This window comes from Cellulomonas gelida (assembly GCF_006538725.1).
Lineage (GTDB): Bacteria > Actinomycetota > Actinomycetes > Actinomycetales > Cellulomonadaceae > Cellulomonas > Cellulomonas gelida.
Genome location: NZ_BJLQ01000006.1, coordinates 117,984 through 136,159, shown reverse-complemented (window position 1 = coordinate 136,159; position 18,176 = coordinate 117,984). Strand labels below are relative to the sequence as shown.

General features: G+C 74.2%; 15 protein-coding genes. 4 read left to right on the top strand and 11 right to left on the bottom strand.

The annotated features are described in order from the left end of the window. Positions 1-31 precede the first annotated feature (31 nt). The 6 genes from pcrA to CGE01nite_RS04705 form a co-directional block, all read right to left on the bottom strand. Positions 32-2,608 (bottom strand): DNA helicase PcrA, encoded by a 2,577-nt coding sequence (pcrA, locus tag CGE01nite_RS04730; protein ID WP_141369269.1) that lies wholly within the window; start codon positions 2,606-2,608, stop codon positions 32-34. 58 nt (positions 2,609-2,666) lie between these two features. Next, a complete protein-coding gene (locus CGE01nite_RS04725) occupies positions 2,667-3,149 on the bottom strand; it encodes a DUF456 domain-containing protein (RefSeq protein WP_048343547.1) in 483 nt (160 codons plus the stop codon). A 95-nt stretch (positions 3,150-3,244) separates the two neighbouring features. Next, positions 3,245-4,807, bottom strand: a complete 1,563-nt coding sequence (locus CGE01nite_RS04720; protein WP_229747369.1) for a methyl-accepting chemotaxis protein — start codon at positions 4,805-4,807, stop codon at positions 3,245-3,247. A 144-nt stretch (positions 4,808-4,951) separates the two neighbouring features. Further along, positions 4,952-5,296 (bottom strand): hypothetical protein, encoded by a 345-nt coding sequence (locus CGE01nite_RS04715; RefSeq protein ID WP_141369267.1) that lies wholly within the window; start codon positions 5,294-5,296, stop codon positions 4,952-4,954. A gap of 70 nt (positions 5,297-5,366) precedes the next feature. After that, the gene (locus tag CGE01nite_RS04710) at positions 5,367-6,044 is read right to left on the bottom strand and encodes a LuxR C-terminal-related transcriptional regulator (RefSeq protein ID WP_048343545.1); all 678 of its coding nucleotides are present in this window, start codon (positions 6,042-6,044) and stop codon (positions 5,367-5,369) included. After that, positions 6,041-7,393: an ATP-binding protein gene (locus CGE01nite_RS04705; protein WP_048343601.1), complete on the bottom strand. Its 1,353-nt coding sequence runs from the start codon at positions 7,391-7,393 to the stop codon at positions 6,041-6,043. Before CGE01nite_RS04705 ends, CGE01nite_RS04710 begins: the two co-directional genes overlap by 4 nt. Before the next feature lie 164 nt (positions 7,394-7,557). Here CGE01nite_RS04705 and CGE01nite_RS17450 point away from each other — a divergent pair, with 164 nt between their 5' ends. Further along, entirely contained in the window at positions 7,558-9,246 is a 1,689-nt protein-coding gene (locus CGE01nite_RS17450; RefSeq protein WP_141369265.1) for a PspC domain-containing protein, read from the top strand. Beyond that, positions 9,243-9,725: a hypothetical protein gene (locus CGE01nite_RS04695; protein ID WP_141369263.1), complete on the top strand. Its 483-nt coding sequence runs from the start codon at positions 9,243-9,245 to the stop codon at positions 9,723-9,725. Before CGE01nite_RS17450 ends, CGE01nite_RS04695 begins: the two co-directional genes overlap by 4 nt. Before the next feature lie 66 nt (positions 9,726-9,791). Here the strand turns inward: CGE01nite_RS04695 and CGE01nite_RS17490 are convergent, their stop codons facing one another. From CGE01nite_RS17490 to guaA, 3 genes are all read right to left on the bottom strand, one after another. Beyond that, the gene (locus tag CGE01nite_RS17490; protein WP_307722629.1) at positions 9,792-10,511 is read right to left on the bottom strand and encodes a hypothetical protein; all 720 of its coding nucleotides are present in this window, start codon (positions 10,509-10,511) and stop codon (positions 9,792-9,794) included. Positions 10,512-10,690: 179 nt separating this feature from the next. After that, entirely contained in the window at positions 10,691-11,089 is a 399-nt protein-coding gene (locus CGE01nite_RS04685; RefSeq protein ID WP_141369261.1) for a DUF3817 domain-containing protein, read from the bottom strand. 6 nt (positions 11,090-11,095) lie between these two features. Continuing rightward, positions 11,096-12,682 (bottom strand): glutamine-hydrolyzing GMP synthase, encoded by a 1,587-nt coding sequence (gene guaA, locus CGE01nite_RS04680; protein WP_141369259.1) that lies wholly within the window; start codon positions 12,680-12,682, stop codon positions 11,096-11,098. Between the two features lie 158 nt (positions 12,683-12,840). Here guaA and CGE01nite_RS04675 point away from each other — a divergent pair, with 158 nt between their 5' ends. Continuing rightward, complete coding sequence (locus CGE01nite_RS04675; protein WP_141369257.1) at positions 12,841-14,715, top strand: ABC transporter ATP-binding protein; 1,875 nt, start codon at positions 12,841-12,843, stop codon at positions 14,713-14,715. After that, positions 14,712-16,448 (top strand): ABC transporter ATP-binding protein, encoded by a 1,737-nt coding sequence (locus tag CGE01nite_RS04670; protein WP_141369255.1) that lies wholly within the window; start codon positions 14,712-14,714, stop codon positions 16,446-16,448. Before CGE01nite_RS04675 ends, CGE01nite_RS04670 begins: the two co-directional genes overlap by 4 nt. An 82-nt stretch (positions 16,449-16,530) precedes the next feature. Here the strand turns inward: CGE01nite_RS04670 and CGE01nite_RS04665 are convergent, their stop codons facing one another. Together CGE01nite_RS04665 and CGE01nite_RS04660 are read right to left on the bottom strand one after the other, a co-directional pair. Then, complete coding sequence (locus CGE01nite_RS04665) at positions 16,531-16,950, bottom strand: hypothetical protein (RefSeq protein WP_053071701.1); 420 nt, start codon at positions 16,948-16,950, stop codon at positions 16,531-16,533. Positions 16,951-17,062: 112 nt separating this feature from the next. Further along, complete coding sequence (locus CGE01nite_RS04660; RefSeq protein WP_229747368.1) at positions 17,063-18,031, bottom strand: SURF1 family protein; 969 nt, start codon at positions 18,029-18,031, stop codon at positions 17,063-17,065. Between the last annotated feature and the right edge of the window lie 145 nt (positions 18,032-18,176).

Here is an 18,176-nt window from a genome sequence, read left to right as displayed (position 1 = left end):
CTCCGCGCACGCGCACATCCGTGACCTGCGCCTACAGCTTCGTGACCGGCGAGAACCGCAGGAGCAGGCGCTTCATCCCCTCGCTGCCGAAGTCCACCTTGACGACCGCGTTGTGCCCGGTGCCCTCGAGCGCGACGACCGATCCCAGCCCGTACGCGTCGTGCGTCACGCGGTCACCGATCGCGAGCTGCGGGATCGCCGTGACCGGGCGCGGCGTCGCCGAGCCGAAGGTCGCGCCCGTCGAGGGCAGCGCGGGACGCTTCTCGCGCTCCTCACGCCCCGAGGCCGAGCCGTACCCACCCGAGCCGTACCCACCCGAACCGGCCCGGCTCGAGCCGTAGCCGCCCGACGAGCGACCCCCGGACCCGAAGCCCGAGCCCCAGCCGCCCCGCAGCTGCGACGTCGACGACTCGCGCCGCCGCCAGTCGATGAGCTCCTCGGGCAGGTCGCCGAGGAACCTGCTCGGCGGGAACTCGTTGGGTACGCCCCACGCGGTACGGATCGCCGCACGCGAGATGTACAACCGCTCTCGCGCGCGCGTCAGGCCGACGTACGCGAGCCGCCGCTCCTCCGCGAGCTGGTCCGGGTCGGACAACGACCGCATGTGCGGGAACGTCCCGTCCTCCATGCCGGTGAGGAACACGACCGGGAACTCGAGCCCCTTCGCGGTGTGCAGCGTCATGAGCGTGACGACTCCGGGCTCCGGCTTGTCGTCGGCGTCCGCGTCGTCCCCGCCGTCCGGCGACGGGATCTGGTCGGAGTCGGCCACGAGCGAGACGCGCTCGAGGAAGTCCGCCAGGTCGCCGTCCGGGTCGCTCTGCTCGAACTCGGTGGCCACGGCGTGCAGCTCCGCGAGGTTCTCGACGCGCGACCCGTCCTGCGGGTCCTCGCTCGCGCGCAGCTCGGCCAGGTAGCCGCTGCGGTCGAGCACAGCGCCGAGCACCTCGGCAGGGCCAGCGGTCGCGGCGAGCGCGCGCAGCCCCGACATGAGCTCGACGAACGCGCTCAGGCCCGTCACGGCGCGCGTCCCGAGGCCGGGGACCTCGTCGAGCCGCTCGAGCGCGGCGCCGAACGAGATGCGCTCACGCTCGGCGAACGACGCGACCATCGCCTCCGACCGCTCGCCCAGCCCGCGCTTGGGGACGTTGAGGATGCGGCGCAGGTTGACGTCGTCGTCGGGGTTCGCGACCGCGCGCAGGTACGCAACAGCGTCCTTGATCTCACGCCGCTCGTAGAAGCGCGTCCCGCCGACGAGCTTGTAGGGCAGCCCGACGCGCACGAGCGCGTCCTCGATCACGCGCGACTGCGCGTTGGCCCGGTAGAAGATCGCGACGTCGCCCGGCCGCACGCCCGCCGAGTCGCCCAGCCGGTCGATCTCCTCGACGACGAACCGCGACTCCTCGCGCTCGTCGTCGGCCACGTAGGCAACGATCTGCGCGCCCGCGCCGGAGTCGGTCCACAGGCGCTTGGGCTTGCGCCCGGGGTTCTTGCTGATGACCGCGTTGGCGGCCGACAGGATCGTCTGGGTCGAGCGGTAGTTCTGCTCGAGCAGGATCGTGCGCGCGTCCGGGTAGTCGGCCTCGAACTCGAGGATGTTGCGGATGCTGGCGCCGCGGAACGCGTAGATCGACTGGTCCGCGTCGCCCACGACCGTGAGCTCGCCGCGCTCGACGTCGCCCTCCCCCGTGCCCACCAGCTCGCGCACGAGCACGTACTGCGCGTGGTTGGTGTCCTGGTACTCGTCGACGAGCACGTGCCGGAACCGCCGCCGGTAGTGCTCGGCGACCGCCGGGAACGCCTGCAGCAGGTGCACGGTCGTCATGATCAGGTCGTCGAAGTCGAGCGCGTGCGCCTGACGCAGCCGCGCCTGGTAGCGCATGTAGACCTGCGCGAGCGCCGAGTCGAAGTCGTTGGCGCTGCCGCCGCCCGACGTCGCCGCGAACGTCTCCGGGTCCACCAGCTCGTCCTTGAGCGCGGAGATCTTGGACGCGAGCGCCTTGGCGGGGTACTTCTTCGGGTCCAGGTCGAGCTCGCGCGCGACGAGCGTGAGCAGGCGCTGGGAGTCCGCCGAGTCGTAGATCGAGAAGCTCGAGCGCAGGCCGAGCGTGCTCGCCTCGCGGCGCAGGATCCGCACGCACGCGGAGTGGAACGTCGAGACCCACATCCGGCCCGCGGCGGCCGGGCCCACGAGACCGCCGACGCGCTCGCGCATCTCGGCCGCGGCCTTGTTCGTGAACGTGATCGCCAGGACCTCGCCCGCGCGCGCCCGCCGCGTCGCGAGCAGGTACGCGATGCGGTGCGCGAGCACCCTCGTCTTGCCCGAACCCGCGCCGGCCACGATCAGCAGCGGGCCGCCGTGGTGCACGACCGCCTCACGCTGCTGGGGGTTGAGACCCTCGAGCAGCGCGTCGGCGCGCGCGGTCCGCGCGGCCTCGTCCTCCTCGCGGCGGGCGCGGTGCGCGGACGTGTCGTCCGGCTCGTCGGCGCCGTCCGTGCGCGGGGGCACGACGAGCGGGAGCCCGGAGGACTCACCCGTGTGCGAGCGGGCGGCGGCCGCACCGAAGGCGGCGCCGAGGGACGAGGGCAGGTGATCGAAGAGCGACGTCATGGCGCGTCCAGCCTAGGTCCCGCCACCGACACCGAGGGACGCCCGCACCCCGGTCCCGTCACGTCACCGCGAGCCCGACGAGCCACGCGACCGTGACGATCATCGCGCCCGCGAGCTCCACGAGGATCGACAGGCCCGTGGCCTGCATCGCTGCGACTGTGGCGCGCCAGGCGGGACGCGCGTCGCGCACGCGGACCCACTCCGCGAGGTACGTCCCGCCGACGAAACCGAGGGGCAACCCGATCACCGGGATGAGGAAGAACAGCACGACGCCCGCCAGGCCGCCCCACACGAGCGTGCTGTTCGGCACACCCGCGCGCTTGAGGTGCCGGCCGGCGAGCAGGTACTTGCCCACCGCTGCGACCAGGGTCGCGAGCACGGCGACCGCGACGACCGTCCAGCCGGCCGCGCCGCCCGTCACGACGCCCCACACCACGACCGCACCGGCGACCAGCAGCGCGCCGGGCAGCACCTGCACGACGACGCCGAACAACCCGACGAGCACGACGAGCCCGACGACGACCTCCGCGATCCCGCTCACGCGGCGACCCTACGGGACCCGTCGTCGTACCGGCGTGCGCGCCAGGCGTGCCCGGACGGCGCGGGTGCGGTCGTGCCACGCGGTGAGGCGCGGGGTCAGACCGCCAGGGCGCCCACCGTCTCGCGCAGCCGGTGCGACGTCGAGCCGAGCTCGTGCGCCGCCGACCGGATCGTGTCGATCTCGCCGCTCGTGCGCGCCGTGGCCGCGCCGACCTCCTCGAGCACCGCCGCCACACGCCGCCCGCCCTCGGCGACCTCGGCGACGGCCGACGCCATCGCGGACGTCGTGGCCGTCTGCTCCTCGACCGCCCCGGCGATCGTCGTCTGGAAGTCGTTGATCTGGCCGATCACCTCGGTGATCTGGCCGATCTCGGCCGCCGCCTGCGCGACCGCCTCCTGGATCGACTCGACCCGCGAGGCGATGTCCCCGGTCGCTCGCGCGGTCTCGGACGCGAGCTCCTTGACCTCGCCCGCGACGACCGCGAAGCCCTTGCCGGCCTCGCCGGCCCGCGCGGCCTCAATGGTCGCGTTGAGCGCGAGCAGGTTGGTCTGCTCCGCGATCGAGGTGATCACCTTCACGACCGAGCCGATCTCGGCCGAGGACTCGCCGAGCGTCGCGACCGTGCGGTTGGTGCGCTCCGCCGCGTCGACGGCGTGCGACGCGATGCGGGCGACCTCCGCGGCGTTGCGCGCGATCTCCCCGATCGACGCGCCCATCTGGTGCGTCCCCGCAGCGACCGTGTCGATGCCCTCGCTCACGCTGCGCGCCGAAACCCCCGCGTCGCTCGTGCGCGAGACCGCGTCGGCGGCCGCCTCGCCGAGCTCGTCGCCCGCGGAGACGAGGCGCTGCGCGGCGTCGAGCAGGTCGTTGGACGCCGCGTCCACGTCGGAGGCGACAGCGGCGGAGCGGTCGAGCGTCCCGTTGAGCGCGAGCGCCAGCCGGTCGAGCTCGGTGCGCCCCGAGCCCACGGGCAGCCGCGCACCCGCGTCGCCGTCCGTCAACGCGCGCGTGGCGCCGGTGACGGGGCTCACGACGGACCGCGCGACGACCAGCCCGGCCAACGCGACCGCGACCAGCACGGCGACGCCCGCGGCGAGGAGCCCACGCGCGTCGACGACCGCGGCCCCGCGCACGTCGTCGACGTACACGCCCGAGCCGATCACCCAGCCCCACGGCTCGTAGCCCGCGACGTACGAGACCTTGGGCTGGGGGTCCTCGGCGCCGGGCTTGGGCCACTGGTAGGAGACGAACCCGGCGCCCTGCGCGCGGACGACGTCGACGAACTCGACGAAGATCTGCGTGCCGTCGGGGTCCACCTGACCGGACAGGTCGGTCCCGTCGAGCTCGGGCTTGACGGGGTGCATGACCATCGTCGGACCCATGTCGTTGATCCAGAAGTACTCGTCGCCCGAGTACCGCAGGCCCGCGACGGCGTCGGTCGCGGCCTGCTGCGCGGCCTGCTCGGAGAGCGCGCCGGTCGTCGCCAGCTCTCCGTAGTGCTCGACGACCCCGAGCGCGGTCTCGACCACCTGCTGCGTCGCGGCGCGGCGCTCGGACATGATCCGCTGCTCGGCGCGCACCACGGCGAGCACCGTGAGCACGGCGAGGCCGAGCGCCGTGAGCGTGACCAGCGCGGCGAGCTTCTGGACGATGGACATCGAGGACATCCGCATTGCTGGCTCCGTGTCACCGAGGGACGTGTCCCACGGCCTATCGGCAGCCCTCGCCCGCGACTGAGACCAGACGGGACGCAGATGCTCGAGCGCCAGGCCGTCGCAGCCTGACGCTCGAGCACGTCGCGGTCAGCGCCAGAGCACCGCGATCGCGACGTTGGCGACGGTCAGGCCGGCGATCGCGCCCAGGTACCCGGTCGTGACCTTCTCGGGCTTGCGCTGGCCGACGACGACGAGCGCCGTGACCACGAGCGCGATGACGAGCTTCACGCCGATCTTGGCGTGGTCGACCGGGTGCAGGTCGCCCATCTCGATGACGCCGACCATGAGGATGCCGGTCACGAGCGCGGTCAGGGCACCGTGCAGGACGCCCGGCGCGAGCTTCGGGGCACGCATGGTGGCGAGCACGCCACCGAGGACCATGGCCCAGCCGATCAGGTGCAGGACGAGCAGCAGGTTCTTCAGGAGCTCCATGCGGCACAGCGTACGGGAGCGGGAGCACTTGCCGACAACATGTCAGGACGTGGCAACGGCGTCGAGCCCGTCACAGCAGACGACGAGCCGCGGCCCATCTCGTGAGCTCGTGCCGGCTGGAGAGCTGCAGCTTGCGCAGCACCGCCGAGACGTGGGTCTCCACGGTCTTGATCGAGATGAACAGCTCGCCCGCGACCTCGCGGTAGGTGTAGCCGCGCGCGATCAGCCGCATCACCTCGCGCTCGCGCGCGCTCAGGCGGTCGAGCTCGTCGTCGCCCGTCGCGACGTCACCCGCAGCCGCGCCGAACGCGTCGAGCACGAACCCCGCGAGCCGCGGCGAGAACACCGCGTCACCGTCCGCGACCCGCCGGACGGCGTCGCTCAGAGCCGGCCCGTCGATCGCCTTGGTCACGTACCCCCGCGCGCCCGCACGGATCACCGCGACCACGTCCTCGGCCGCGTCGGAGACCGAGAGCGCCAGGAACCGCGTGCTCGTGAGATCGGCGCACGCGCGGATCACCTCGGCGCCGCCTCCGCCGTCGCCGCCGGGCAGGTGGACGTCGAGCAGGACGACGGGCGGTGCGAGCGCGTGCACGACGTGCACCGCCTCGTCGACGCTCGCCGCCTCGCCGACGACGTTCACCCGAGCGTCGAGCGAGGCCCGCACCCCCGTCCGGAACAGGTGGTGGTCGTCGACCAGCACGACGTCCACGGCTCCGGCCGGCACGACCGGCACCTCCTGCGTCATCGCTCCTCCTCGGTCACGGGCTCGCCGGGCTCGGCCGCCACCGGCGGCGTCGCGGCGAACGGCATCGACAGGTGCACCTCGGTGCCCTGCCCGTCCCTGCTGGTCACGGTCGCGGTGCCTCCGCGCCGGCGCACGCGGCCCATGATGGACTCGCGCACCCCGAACCGGTCCGCGCCGATCGCGTCGACGTCGAACCCGTCGCCGCGGTCCTTGACGAAGACCTCGACCTCGTCGGTGCCGACCTCGAGGTACAGCGACACGGGCGGCCGCCCGTGCACGACCGCGTTGACGAGCGCCTCGCGCGTCGCCTGCAGCAGCGCGGCAGTCGCCTCGTCGGGAACGCGGTCCCCGACGACGACCGCGTCGACGGCGACCGGCTCACCGCCCGGCCCCGAGCGGGAGTCCTCGACCTCGGCGACCACGGCCCGCAGCGCGGCCGCGAGCGACGTGCCCGGGGCCGGTCGGTCGTCGTAGAGCCACTCGCGCAGCTCGCGCTCCTGCGCGCGCGCCATGCGCGCGACCTCCGCGGGGTCGTCGGCCCGCGCGCGGATGAGCGCGAGCGTCTGCAGCACCGAGTCGTGCAGGTGCGCCGCGATGTCCGCGCGCTCGGACTCACGTGCCCGCGCGGCGCGCTCGTCCGCGAGCGCGCGCCACAGCCGCAGCCACCACGGTGCGACGACGACCGCGACCCCGGCGAGCACCGCGAGCGAGGCGACGACGGACTGGGCGAACGTCGCGGCGTCGACCCCCGGCCCGGTCGCCTGCCCGACGAGGAGCAGCACGCCGACACCCGCGAGCACCACGCCGCCCAGCAGCCGCACGACCGGCAACGGCGTGCGGCCCCCCGCGCGGCTGCGCAGCCGCCCGCGCGCGACCTCGTCGAGCTGGCTCCACGCGAGAGCCGCGCCGGCCAGCACCACGAGCATCGGGAGCACCCAGCCCGCGTCGAGCCGGTCCTGGCGCAGCGCCGCGAGGAGCACCGCGATCGCGACGAGGAGCAGCCCCACCGCGATGTCGGTCACGGGCCACCGACGCGACGCCCGCTCACCCGACTCGGCCGGTCGGCGCGCGACGCGCGACAGCGCGCTGGGCCGGGTGTCCGCCGCGGCGCGCCACGGGTCGCCCGCGGGCACGGTGAGCCACCAGAAGCCGTAGAGCATCACGCCGACCCCGCCGAGCAGCGTGAGCACGACGAACCCGACCCGGACCGCCGGCAGCGGCAGTCCGAGGTGCGCCGAGACGCCCGAGGCCACGCCCGCGCACCAGCGACCGCGCTCCGGCCGACGCAGCGCCCCGCGCGGCGTGCGCGCGGGGACGGCGCCCGGCGGCAGGCTCGGCTCGGCGGTCACGTCCACACCAGAATCGTCACACGTCCGCGCGCCCGCGGGGCCGTCCACGGCAGGTCAGGGGCCACTTCCAGGGTCAGGACCAGGGGTCGGGCCAGGCAGGTTCAGGGTCCGCTCAGGGGGGAACCCGATGTCGCCGGAGCTCGCCGCGCGGCCAGGATCGTCGTATGGACGAGACGACCCCACCCACGACCCCCGGTCAGGGGCGACCGCACGACGAGACCCCGGACGCGGTCCCGACCACGGCGCCGGGCACGACGCACGCCACGACACCTGGCGCGAGCGCCTCCAGCGCGTCGTCGGCCGAGCCCGCCTCGAGCGGCCCCGCCTACGGCAGTCCCGCCCCGAGCGGCCCCGCGTACGGCAGCCCGCCCCAGGACGGGCCCGGGGCGGGCGGTCCGGGCGTCGCCGGAGCCGGCTTCTTCGGCTCGATCCGCCGGTTCGGCGTCCAGCGCTCGGACGACCGCTGGATCGGTGGCGTGTGCTCCGGCATCGCCGACCGGCTCGGCATCGACCCGCTGATCGTGCGCGGCCTGTTCGTCGTCGCCGCGCTGCTGTCGGGCGTCGGCGCCGTGGCGTACGCGCTCGCATGGGCACTGCTGCCCGAGCGTCGCGACGGGCGCATCCACGCCGAGGAGCTGTTCGCCGGACGCTTCGACATCGCCGTGCTGGGCATCGCCGCGCTGCTCGTCATGGGCCTCGGCCGTGGCGACGGCTGGTGGGGCGTCGCAGGGCCGCCGTGGGCGCACGACATCGCCGGCTTCCTGTCCGGCCTGCTGTGGCTCGGGTTCGTCGTCGGGCTCGTCATCGCGGTGCCCGCTCTGATCTCCCGCAACCGCGCGACGCACGCTCCCGGCCGACCGCCCGCCGGTGCGGTCCCGCCGTACGGCACGCCCGGCTCGTCGGGCCCCGCGCCGCGGACCACGCCCTACGGCCCGGGCGCCCCCTACGCCTCCGCGACCGCGACGAGCCCCGCGTACGCGTCGGGTTCGGGCGGCGGGCAGCCGTACACCTCGCCGTACGCCGGTCCCCCCTACGGCTCGGCCACGGCCTACGCCTCGGCGCCCACGGCCCACGCGTCAGGCCCGGCCGCTCCGGCGGCGCCCGCCTACGCCGCCACGCCCACCGCGTACGGCACGCCCACGGCGTACGGGCCGCGGCCGGTGACCCCGTCGGCACCCCCGCGCCCCAAGCCCCCGCGTCGACGCGGGCCGGGAGCGACGAGCATCGGCATCGTCGTCGCGCTCGCGCTGCTGACGCTCGCCGGCCTGCTCGCGGCGGACCGCGCCGGTGAGTTCGACGGCCCGGTACTGCTCACGACGCTCGGGGTGACCGCACTCCTCGCGGGCATCGGCGTGGTGGTCTCCGGCCTGCGCGGTCGCACCAGCGGCTCGCTCGGGTTCCTGGCGATCATGGCGCTCATCGCCTCCCTCCCCGTGGGCGCGGCGACGCACCGCGACTGGGCCTGGGACGGGTCCGGGATCCACCAGAGCACCGACCCCGTCGTCGTCACGACGCGCACGGCAGCCGCCGAGGGCCTGCACTTCGGTGCGGGCGACGCCGTCCTCGACCTGACCGACGTCCCCCTGAGCGACGACCTGCTCCAGGTGCCCGTGTCCGTCGGGGCCGGGCGCGTCGAGATCGTCGTCCCCGACGACGCCGCGGTCCAGGCCGCGGTGCGCGTCGGGCTCGGCAAGGTCACGTGGGACGTGGACGGGGACTACCAGACGGCCAGCGGCATCCGCATGGACGACTCGACCTTCCGCGACCAGGCGAGCGAGACCGGCAGCCCGCAGCTGTCGCTCGACGTCTCCGTCGGTGCGGGCGAGGTCACGATCACCCGGGAGAACTCATGAGCACCGAGCAGCAGCCCACCACCGGCCACCCCGGGACGGGCGACGACCCCACGGAGACCCTCACCACCGAGGTCCCCACCACTGAGGACCTCACCACCGAGGTCCCCACCACTGAGGACCTCACCAGCGAGACTCTCGCCACCGAGAACCTCCCCGGCGAGACCCTCACCACCGAGGTCCCGGCGAGCACCGCACCCACCGGTGCGGCCGCCGACGAGGGCATCTCGACGACGCCCCCCGCCACGGCGAGCGACCCGCCGGTCGCCGCGCAGGCCGCCGAGGTCGAGCGACCCGAGCGCGGACCCCGCGTGGGGACGGTCGTGTGGGGCCTGGTCCTGGCCGTGCTCGGCGTGGGCGTGCTGGCCTGGGCGGGCGGGCGGCGCATCGACGTCGACGTCGCGGCGATCGTGCTGGTCGCCGGCGCGGGCGTGGCCCTGCTGATCGGCTCGATCATCTCGGGCACGCGCCGCCGACGCTGAGCGGTGCCGCACGCGCGAGGGGCTCTCACCCACCCGGGTGAGAGCCCCTCGTCGTCGTGCGAGACGTCAGGCGCGCGGCTCGTCGCGCCGCGCCGGGTCGACGACCGGGTCGGGCGGCGCGACGTGCGACGGCGGCGCGGACGCCGGAGGCGCGGCCGGAGTCGTGGTGTCCGGCACGACCGGCGGTGCCGAGGTCGTCGGAGCAGCCGTCGTCGGAGCGGCGGGTGCCGCGGTCGTGGCGGGAGCCGTCGTCGCGCGGGGCGGTGACGTCGGGGCGACCGGTGCGGCGGCGACGGGCGCTGCGGCCACGGGCGCGGCGGCGACCGGCGCGGGGCCGACGACCCGCGAGTCGGTCTCGACGACGTCGACCGGGCTCAGCCGCCTCAGCGCGAAGCCGACGAGGAGGAACACGACCCCCAGGCCGACCACGAGCAGCGCCACGCCGAACGCGACGACCGACGTGAAGAGCGACGCCCGGAGGAACGACGCGGTCATCATCGTCTCGCGGACCGGGTCCTCGCGGTCGAGCTCGGCGTACGTCTTGCCGCCCGAGGCGTCGAGCGCGTGATGGTTGATGATGTCGGCCTGGACCCAGGCCTCCCACGGCGTGTCGACGAGCTGACCCTGGAAGGCCTTCGCGTCGTCGGAGACGGTGATCTTCTCGGCGGCGAGGTTGCTCGCCACCAGACCCCACGTGACCGCACCGGCCACGATGAACAGGATCCCGAAGACGATGACCCAGAGGCCGAGCCCCCGAGCTCCGTGCTTGCCAGCGGTGGTCGCCACGTGCGGTTCCCCTCTCTCGAGCGTTCCCCTTGCCGACCCGACGGACGCAGGGGCCGTGCGACGTGCGGGTGCCTACGTTCTGCAGGTCGACTGTAGCGAGATGGGGACGAATCGCACCCGGTGACGCTCTGCGGGCACGACGAGAGGCGCTCCCGGCGGGGAGCGCAGGACGAGCCCCGTCAGCCCGTGACGGGCTGCGCGGCCTCCGCCGCCTCGACGCGCGCGAGTCCCTGCGTGTGCACGCGTCGCTCGAGGACGAAGGACATCACGGGCACGATGCCCGCGAGCGCCATGGTCACGAGCCGGCCGAAGCGCCACCGCATGGTCGCCCACAGGTCGAACACCGTGACGAGGTAGACCACGTAGATCCACCCGTGCGCGAACGGGACCCACCCGAACGCGGCCGCGACGCCGTCGGCGTGCAGCACGTACTTGACCAGCATCTCGGCGCACAGCAGCAGGAGCATGGCGCCCGTGATCCATGCCATCACGCGGTAGCGCGTGAGCGAGCCGCGCGCCTTGCGGCTCCAGTCCGTCGTCGTCCCGGCGTCCGTCGTCACGTCCTCATCCCTCGTCATGCCGGGTCACTCCCACTCGATCGTGCCCGGCGGCTTGCTCGTCACGTCGAGGACGACCCGGTTGACCTCGGGCACCTCGTTGGTGATGCGCGTCGAGATGGTCGCGAGCACGTCGTACGGCATGCGGGTCCAGTCTGCCGTCATGGCGTCCTCCGACGACACGGGTCGCAGCACGATCGGGTGGCCGTAGGTCCGGCCGTCGCCCTGGACGCCGACCGAACGCACGTCGGCGAGCAGCACCACGGGGCACTGCCAGATCTCGCGGTCCAGGCCGGCGCGCGTGAGCTCCTCACGAGCGATCGCGTCGGCGGCGCGCAGCACGTCGAGACGCTCGGCCGTGACCTCGCCGATGATCCGGATGCCGAGGCCCGGTCCGGGGAACGGCTGGCGCCAGACGATGGCCTCGGGGACGCCGAGCTCGAGGCCGACCGCGCGCACCTCGTCCTTGAACAGCGCACGCAGCGGCTCGACGAGCTCGAACTGCAGGTCGTCGGGCAGGCCGCCCACGTTGTGGTGCGACTTGATGTTCGCCGCGCCCTCGCCGCCCCCGGACTCGACCACGTCGGGGTACAGCGTGCCCTGGACCAGGAACTTGACCTCGCTTCCGGTCTCGCCGGACTCGGCGACGACCTCGCGCGCGGCGTCCTCGAACACGCGGATGAACTCGCGGCCGATGATCTTGCGCTTGGTCTCCGGGTCGGTGTGGCCCGCGAGCGCCTGCAGGAACCGCGCACGCGCGTCGACGATCTTGAGCCGCACACCGGTCGAGGCGACGAAGTCCTTCTCGACCTGCTCGGCCTCGCCCGAGCGCAGCAGCCCGTGGTCGACGAAGACGCACGTGAGCTGGTCCCCCACGGCACGCTGCACGAGCGCTGCGGCCACCGACGAGTCGACGCCGCCGGACAGCCCGCAGATCACGCGCGCGTCGCCGACCTGCGCACGGATGCGCTCGACCTGCTCGGCGATCACGTTGCCCGGGTTCCAGTCGGGCGTCAGACCCGCACCCTCGTAGAGGAAGTTCTCGAGCGCCTTCTGACCGAGCGGCGAGTGCTTGACCTCGGGGTGCCACTGCACGCCGAACAGGCGCCGCTCGCGGTTCTCGAACGCGGCGACGGGTGAGCCCTCGCTCGTCGCGAGCACGTCGAAGCCCTCGGGCGCCGCGTGCACCGCGTCGCCGTGGCTCATCCACACCGTCTGCTGCTCGGGGCTGCCCGCGAGCACCGTGCCGGTCGCGGAGACCTCGAGCGCGGTGCCGCCGTACTCGCGGCGGCCCGTCTGCGCGACGGTCCCGCCGAGCGCCTGCGCCATGGCCTGGAAGCCGTAGCAGATGCCGAGGACCGGCACGCCGGCCTCGAACAGCGCGGGGTCGACGAACGGCGCGCCGTCGGCGTACACCGACGAGGGGCCCCCGGACAGGATGATCGCGGCGGGGTCCTTGGCGAGCAGGTCCGCGACGGTGGCCGTGTGGGGCACGATCTCGGAGTACACGCTCGCCTCGCGCACGCGCCGTGCGATGAGCTGGGCGTACTGCGCGCCGAAGTCGACGACGAGGACCGGGCGGTGAGCTGTCGGCTGCTCAGGCGTCTGAGTCACGCCCTCAGGGTAGTCGCCGCGTCCCGCTGCTCCGGCCCGACGTCCACCGTGCGGCACGTGGGGGACCACGGCGGCGCAGAGCCCGGCGCAGAGCCCGGCGCGGACCCCGGCGGAAAACGAGTCGAGTCGTGTCGGTGCCCGCCCGTAACGTGGAACGAGTGCGATCCCTCCCCTTGGCTGACCCGGGTACCCCGCCTCTGACGGGTCCCGTGGCGTACCTGCTGTGGCAGGCGCGCCGGCAGTGGGGCATCCTCACCGTCGGTGTGCTGCTCGGCATCCTGATGTTCTCGTGCCAGGCCGCGCTGCCGTACGTCACCGGCTACGCGATCGACTCCGGCCTCGCGCACGGCTTCGACTCCGACCTGTGGCGCGCCGCGGGTGCGCTCGCCGTGCTGGGCGTGATCTCGGCCGCCGCCTCGGCGATCGGGCACCGCTACGACGTCGAGAACTGGCTGCGCGCCTCGTTCGCGGCGTCCCAGCTCGTCGGGCACCGTGTCGCCCGCTCGGGTCACACCATCACCGCGGAGCTGCCGACCGGTGAGGTCGTCTCGGCCGTCGCGAACGACGCGCTGCGCATCGGCGAGATCTTCCACACCGCCGCGCGGTTCATCGGCTCGATCGTGGCCTACGGCATCGCGGCATTCGTGATGCTGCGCACCTCGGTGCCGCTCGGCCTCATCGTCGTGCTCGGCCTGCCGACCGTGACGATCTGCATCGCCGCGCTCGTCAAGCCGCTGCAGCGCCGTCAGGTCGCGCAGCGCGAGGCGTCCGGCCGGCTCACGACGCTCGGCTCGGACACGGTCTCGGGCCTGCGCATCCTGCGCGGGATCGGCGGCGAGGGCGTGTTCACGGCCCGCTACCGCGAGCAGTCGCAGCTCGTGCGGCGCAAGGGTGAGGCCGTCGCGGTCACGCAGTCCTGGCTCGACGCGCTGCAGGTGCTCCTGCCGGGGGCGTTCGTCGTCGTGCTGATCTGGTACGGCGCGCACCTGGCCGTGGCGGGCGAGATCACGCCCGGCCAGCTGGTGCAGGCGTACGGGTTCGCCGCGTTCCTCGCGTGGCCGGTCCAGCAGATGACGTACACGGTGCAGTCCGCGACGCGTGCGCACGTGGGTGCCGGCAAGGTGCTCAACGTGCTGCGCGTCGTGCCCGCCACGGGTGCTCGCCCGGGTACGCAGGCACCGCCGCCGCCGGGGGTCCCGCTGGTCGACGAGACCTCGGGCGTCACCGTCCGGCCCGGCCTGGTGAGCGCGCTCGTGAGCGCGGACCCCGACGAGTCTGCGGCGATCGCCACGCGCATGGGTCGGTTCGACGACGAGGCCGAGGTCGCCACGCCCGTGCGGCTGGGCGGCGTGCTGCTCGCCGACCTGGACAAGCAGGTCGTGCGCGAGCGGATCCTGCTGGCCGAGGCGACCCCGCACCTGTTCTCGGGCACGCTCGCGAGCGAGCTCGACGTGCACGGCCCGGGCGACGCCGAGCGCCTGCTGCGCGCCATCGCGCTCGCCGACGCGCACGACGTGCTCGACTCCGTGCCGGACGGGCTCGCGGGCGAGATGCCGGAGAAGGGGCGGTCGCTGTCGGGCGGCCAGCGCCAGCGCGTCGCGCTCGCGCGTGCGCTCCTGCTCGACCCGGAGATCCTGCTGCTGGTCGAGCCGACGTCCGCGGTCGACGCGCACACCGAGGCGCGCATCGCGGCCCGGCTCGCCGGCGAGCGGCACGGACGCGCGACGCTCGTCGTGACGGCGTCGCCGCTCGTGCTCGACCACGTCGACGAGGTGCAGCTGCTGGTGGACGGCCGCGTGGTCGCCACCGGGACGCACGCCGAGCTGCTGGCCCGCCAGGACGCGCACGGCGCGGCGTACCGCCGCGTCGTCGAACGTCACCTGGACGACGAGACGCCTCCGCAGGGTGTCCCGGCGGTGGTGACGCGGCCCGTCGACGTGACGGGTGACGACCCGATCGCCGACGAGGCGTTCGACGCACTGCTCGACGGACAGCCCGCCGGGACCCACGAGACACGAGGAGGTCGGCCGTGAAGCTGCCCATCGCCGACGCGGCGACGGTCCGCGCGTACGCGGTCCACCTCCTGCGCGCCCACCGTCGGCCGCTCACCGGCATCGCGGTGCTGCACACGTTCGCGGCGGTCCTCGGCCTGGCCGGGCCGTGGCTGCTCGGGCGGCTCGTCGACGCGGTCGCGGACGGCACCACCACGGGCTACGTCAACTCCCTCGTCGCGCTCGGCGCGGGCGCGGTGCTCGGGCAGACCGTGCTCACGCGGTTCGCGCAGCGCAGCTCGATGCTGTTCGGCGAGATGGTCTTCGCCGACCTGCGCGAGGAGTTCATCGAGACCGTGACGTCGCTGCCGCTGTCGACCGTCGAGCGGGCGGGCACGGGTGACCTCGTGGCCCGCACGACGAACGACGTCAACAAGCTGCAGAACGCGGTGCGCTTCGGGGTGCCGCGCGTCATCGTCGCCATCGTGACGATCACGCTCACCGTGGTCGCGTGCGTCGTCCTGTCGCCGCTCGTCGCGATCGCGATGTTCGTGGGCGTGCCGGTGATGCTCGTCGTCGTGCGCTGGTACCTGCGCCGTGCGACGCCTGCCTACCTGCGGGAGTCCGCCGCGTACGCGACCCTCAACGGCACGATCACGGAGTCGGTCGAGGGCGCGCGCACGGTCGACGCGCTGCGCATGGGCCCGCGCCGCGAGGCACGCGTCGAGGACGACCTGCGCGAGGCGTTCGACGCCGAGCGCGTGACGCTCAACCTGCGCACCGCGCTGTTCCCGGGAGTGGACTTCGCCTTCACCGCCGCACCCGTCGCGGTGCTGCTGTGGGGCGGGTGGTTGGTCTCGCAGGGGCACGTGACGCTGGGCGTCGTCGCGACGATCGTGCTCTACACGTACCAGGTGTCGGGCCCCGTCTGGGACCTGATCTTCTGGCTCGACGAGATCCAGGTCGCGGGGACCTCGCTCGCGCGGATCGTCGGCATCCGGCTCGTCGAGCCGGACCGCGAGGCGCGTGAGGGCACGCCCACCGACGAGGACGTGAGCGCTCGTTCGCTGCGCTACGCGTACCGCGAGGGCCACGACGTGCTGCACGGCATCGACCTCGACCTGCGCTCGGGCGAGCGGCTCGCGGTGGTCGGTCCGTCCGGTGCGGGTAAGTCGACGCTGGGCCGCATGCTCGCCGGTATCCACCCGCCCACGGGTGGCACGGTGAGCGTGGGCGGCGTACCGCTCGTCGACCTGCCGCTGGAGGAGCTGCGCGGGCACGTCGCGCTCGTCACGCAGGAGCACCACGTCTTCGTCGGCACCGTCGCGGACAACCTGCGGCTCGCCGACCCGGACGCGTCGCAGGAAGCGCTGCGGCGCGCGCTCGAGGCGGTCGACGCATGGGGCTGGGTAGCCGCACTGCCCGAGGCCCTTGCGACGGAGATCGGCTCGGGTGGCGCCCCGCTGACCCCGGCGCAGGCCCAGCAGATCGCCCTCGCGCGGCTCGTGCTGCTCGACCCGCACACGCTGGTCCTCGACGAGGCGACCTCGTTGCTCGACCCGCGCGCCGCGCGGCACCTGGAGCGTTCGCTCAACGGCGTCCTCGCGGGGCGCACGGTCGTCGCGATCGCGCACCGCCTGCACACCGCGCACGACGCGGACCGCGTGGCCGTCGTCGACGGCGGCCTGATCACCGAGATCGGCCCGCACGACGAGCTGGTCGCGGCGGGAGGCGACTACGCCGCGCTCTGGCGGTCGTGGCAGCACGAGTCCTGACCGGGTGCGCCCCCGCACAGGGCCACCCGCAGCCGACGCCCCTGTTCACTGAGAGCGAACAGGGGCGTCGGCTGCGAGCGCGTCAGTCCTCGACGTACCGCGCCTCGATCTCCGCGAAGAACGCCCGCGAGAGGCGCACGAAGTCGTCGTAGCGCAGGACGATGTCCTCCCCCGGGCGCGTGTGCAGCACGCTGCGCTCCGGGTCGAGCCCGAGCTTGGAGTCCTCGACCATCCGCCCGCCGTTCGACATCAGCGACTCGACCAGGAGCCGCACCTCGTTGAGCGGGTTCCCGTCCTTGCCCTCCTTGGCGCGCAGCCGGTGCACGAACCGCATCTCGAGCGCGAGCAGGAGCGCCGCGAAGTAGCTCCCCTCGAGGTCCTCCAGCGCGGTGTCGTCGACGTCGCTGTCCGCCCGGGCGATGTCGAACGCCGCGATCTCGGCCTCGACCTGTCCACGGCAGTCTGCGATGTAGTCGGCGTCGTACGTCCCCTGCGCGAGCATCGTCGTCTCCTGTCGATGTGCCGGCGTCGGTCGGGCCGACGTCCCCCGGTGTGCATCGTCGCACCAACTCCCGTGCGGCACGACGGGCACGCGGCATCGCCCTGGCCGGGCGTCACTGCTGGTCGGGTGCCCCCGCCTCGTCGTCGCGCGCGGCCGACCCGCGAGCGGGCGGCGCCGCCCCCGGACCCGGCACGGACGGGCCGGGGCCCGCGGGACGCCCGCGCGCCTCGTCCCGCACCATCCGCAGCCAGAGCGCCGCGGCGAAGCCGCCGAAGATCCACCACTGCGCCGCGTAGGCGAGGTTCTGCACGTTGAGGCCCGAGCCGGGCGTGCTCGGAGGCTCGAGCAGTGCGATCGCGGGGTCCTGCGCGGGCTGCGAGCCGACGAGGACCAGGTACCCGGTGTAGATGGGACCGCCCCACTCCCCCACGAGCTCGGCCGACGAGATGGCCGAGACGGTGCCGTCCTGCACACCGTCGCCCGCCTGCTCGGACGCCTGCAGGTACCCCGTGACCGCCACGGGACCGGCGGGCGGCTCGTCGGCATCCTGGGGCGAGGCCACCCAGCCGCGCACGACCGGCAGCACCGCACCCGCGGCCTGCGCGCCGGAGGCGCCACCCGCGTCGCTCACCCGCAGCGGCGTCAGGACCAGGTAGCCGGTCGCGCCGTCGCGCACGCGGTCCGGCACGACGAGCTGGCCGGCGGGCTCGTAGCTGCCGGTCACGGACACCTTGCGCGCCACGAGCTCGCCGCGGAACGCCGTCTGCGGGCTGAGCTCGTCGCCGAGCGGCACGGGCTCAGCGGCGACGATCGACGCCTCGTGCTCGGCCTGCGCACGGTGCCCGCGCACCTCGGCGCGGTCGAGCTGCCACGCCCCGAGCAGTCCGCACACCGTGGCGGCCGCCGCGAGAAGCACGAGCATCCCGAGCATGCGCGGCCGCACGGCCGCACGCAGCATCGTCGTCGGCTCACCCGCCTCCTGGACGGACCACCCGCCCGACGACGCGCCCGGGGCGGCCTCGCCGGACGCGGTCCCGACGCGCGGGGCCTCGTCGGCCTGGGCCTGCTCGGAGGCGGTCACGGACGGTCGTTCGGGCACACCTCACCGTATCCCGCGCACGGGGAGACGACGGTGCGTCACCAACGTCACACCCCGCCGCGCCGAGCGCGGCTGACACCCCCGGACAGCCGCGTGACCTGCGAAGATCTCGCTGAGCGCGACCATG